Source organism: Mucilaginibacter sp. (assembly GCF_036383575.1).
Taxonomy (GTDB): Bacteria; Bacteroidota; Bacteroidia; order Sphingobacteriales; family Sphingobacteriaceae; genus Mucilaginibacter.
Genome location: NZ_DASVOB010000551.1, coordinates 1 through 2815 on the forward strand (window position 1 = coordinate 1; position 2815 = coordinate 2815).

The window sequence follows — 2815 nt, forward strand, 5'->3', positions numbered from 1 at the left end:
ATAAAGTTTTGGCGTTACTGGTGAATCCGCCTTTATCATAAAAATTAACCACCAGAACAGATAGCTGATTACTGCCGAAATGCAAGTCGGCAGCGGGAATAGTGTATTTGCGGTAAGCAGTGCCATTGGTGGAGCCAATGCGCTTCCCATTAATGTAAGTAAAATCAATATCGCGGATGCGCCCAAGATTTAACACCAGGTTTTTCCCTTTCCAATCAGCAGGTACATTAACAGTCGTCGTGAACCAAACTGCACCATCCAGCCCCTCCAAACCGGCCGTTGTTTCCCAGCCCTGCTCGGTTGGCAATGTAATGGGTGTCCATTCCTTACTCTCAAGCGGCGGGCGACTGGCCTTCATCGCGTTAAACCACTTTGCCGAATCAGCAGCATAACCCAACTCATTGCTCTTCATGCCCATAAAATGCTGCTGGGCCATTGCCTCCGCTTCGGCTTGTTTACCTTCGGAAAGCAGTTTGCGGATAGGCTCCAAATATTTCACGGCTCCTTTACGGTTATAGTCGCGCGGGCCGCCTGTCCATAGGGTTTGTTCGTTGTATTGGATATGGTCTTCAGCCCCCCCGCCATAGATCATGCCCCCTATGCGGCCGTTGCCGATAGGCAAAGCATCAGTCCATTTTTGGGCGGGCTGTTTATACCAAAGCTTTAGTGGTTGTGATTGGGCAAATACCCGCACAACCCCAAACATGAGCATTACGACAACTAAATTCTTCCTGCTTTTCATAAGTCTCAATTAAAAAGCCAGCGTAAATCTTTGATATTACCTTCATTACTCAAGCCTGCATCATAAACCGGTACATTGGCGTCTGCATCAACAATACCCAAAACCAGCGCCGCGCCTTTACCTAAGGTAAGGGTATTTGCCCCGGCTTTAAAGGTGTACGTATGGATATTTACGGGCGGCAAGCCATCAATTTGAATAGCATTGGCAATCTTGATATCGGCCTGGCCATAATCATTCGCACTGGCATCTGTTTCCAATTGAGGCTCGGGCAGGTACTGCGGCATTTTGTTGTTAAAAAAGCCAACCAGCACTTTTACCGGTTTATCATTTTTAAAACTGATGGTTGTACCATTCTTCTGCTGATCTGCCTTGGATAGCTTGATCCCTTTTAAACCTGCCAGTTCTTTTGCGGTATTTTTTATCAGGGCAGTTGTATCGGCATAAACCGCTTCGCCTGAATTTACCTGATAACTGCTACTACCACTGCCACTATTTTCAAGCTTCACAGGTTCATCCTTCAAAACCGTAACCTCCTTTTGCTTTTGTTGTGTTTGCGGCGATTTCAGCGAATCGATATTCCGTTTAAAGTTGTCCAGTTCCTTTTGATAAACAGGCAAAAGCTCAACCCAGGTTTTCATTTTGGCATCATTACCACCAACCGGGATTTTGCGCTGCTTAGTCTGCATGCTGTTGGCATACAGGTAAGTATTTTCGGTTAACTTCACCAGTTGTTTATAATAATCCAGGCTGGTTTGCAGCTCGGGTAGCGCCTTTTCCAGATCGGCAACACTATCCGAATATTTATAGCGCAGTACCCATAAAGCTGCCTTTGCCTTATAAGCATAGCTATTGGCCATAGCACTATAGCAATACATATCGTTTTTTAAGCGATCAAACTCCGCACTGTCTTTACTTACCTGAGGAGAGGCTTTGTCAATAGCCTCAACAGCTCTTTTGCCTTGCAATATCACACTGTCAATAACCTTAACCGGTGTTTCGCCTACATGCGGCTGGTGCTTCCACTCCTTTTCAGCATACTCACTCATCATTTCACCAACAGGCCCTTCCGAATTATACAACAAAGAGAACAGACCGTATTTTTCGGGATTAACCAATTGGCTCATCAGCATCCCCAGGGTCATGGTTTGGCGGTTACCATCGGTGATGCCAAAACGGCGCAATAGTTCGGGCGAGATATTGCCCGACTCTTCGTAAGCTTTTAAAATTGCCTCGCCGTTAGCCTGATCGCATCCATATTTATCGGCCAGTTGCTTTGCCCAGTAACGGATTTCTCCGACCCTGTCTCGCTTACTATCCCAGGCATAGCGCGACCAGGCCTTGTACCAGATCCAGTCCCTGTCCAACTGCAACAAACGCTTTCCGCCCGTGTTATCAGCAGTGTAAGGCCAATCCCAATAAGATGCCTGCGGATATAGGTGCAGAGCGTTCGCACCATAAACAGTATGCATGGCCTGCACGCATTTTTGGATAAAATCGGCCGAGCCATAACGGAAAGGCTCCAGGTTGGCCATGATATGAACATTCTCTATCTGCACGGTGCCAATGCTGCTTAGGGTGCGATGCAGATCGGCCCAGGGGCCATGCGGCTCATAGGTGGTTAGCGCTTCGCCATTGTATTTTGCCTCGGTATATAGATTTGAATAAAGTGGTTTGGCGTATTTCATTACATTGGGCGCGTCGGTATCATGTGCCCGAAGCACGATCGGCGGTTCATCGGTACGGCCTAAAGCTTTCAAACCGTCCTTTACTCCCGGAATTATCGTTTGGGTAAACCAATCGACATCGTCCTGCCCAACACCCTCCATGGCTTCGCCCAGCGTAACCAGCAAACCTACGTTAGGGTATTTCTGTACAAAGGCCGCGATAGATTTACGGGTATAATCGGCAATAATGGGTACGATGTGCCGGTTCCTGTCCTGCGTTTTCAGGTTATTTTTTTCGGCGAATGGTTTTGATACGATGATGTTGTAAAAACCCTGGATAAGCCAGATGCCGCGCTTATCAGCTTCATCGGCCAAAAAGCTGTAGATCTCTTCGTTTTTCTTAAAGGTA

The 2815-nt window shown here is 47.1% G+C and carries 2 protein-coding genes; both read right to left on the bottom strand.

Annotated elements, in window-relative coordinates; all coding sequences use genetic code 11:
• On the bottom strand, positions 1-742 hold a 742-nt coding region (locus VF500_RS19560; RefSeq protein WP_330861295.1), incomplete at its 3' end, for a glycoside hydrolase N-terminal domain-containing protein.
• A gap of 5 nt (positions 743-747) precedes the next feature.
• Positions 748-2815 (bottom strand): hypothetical protein (locus tag VF500_RS19565; protein WP_330861296.1); only part of this gene is annotated, 2068 nt, incomplete at its 5' end.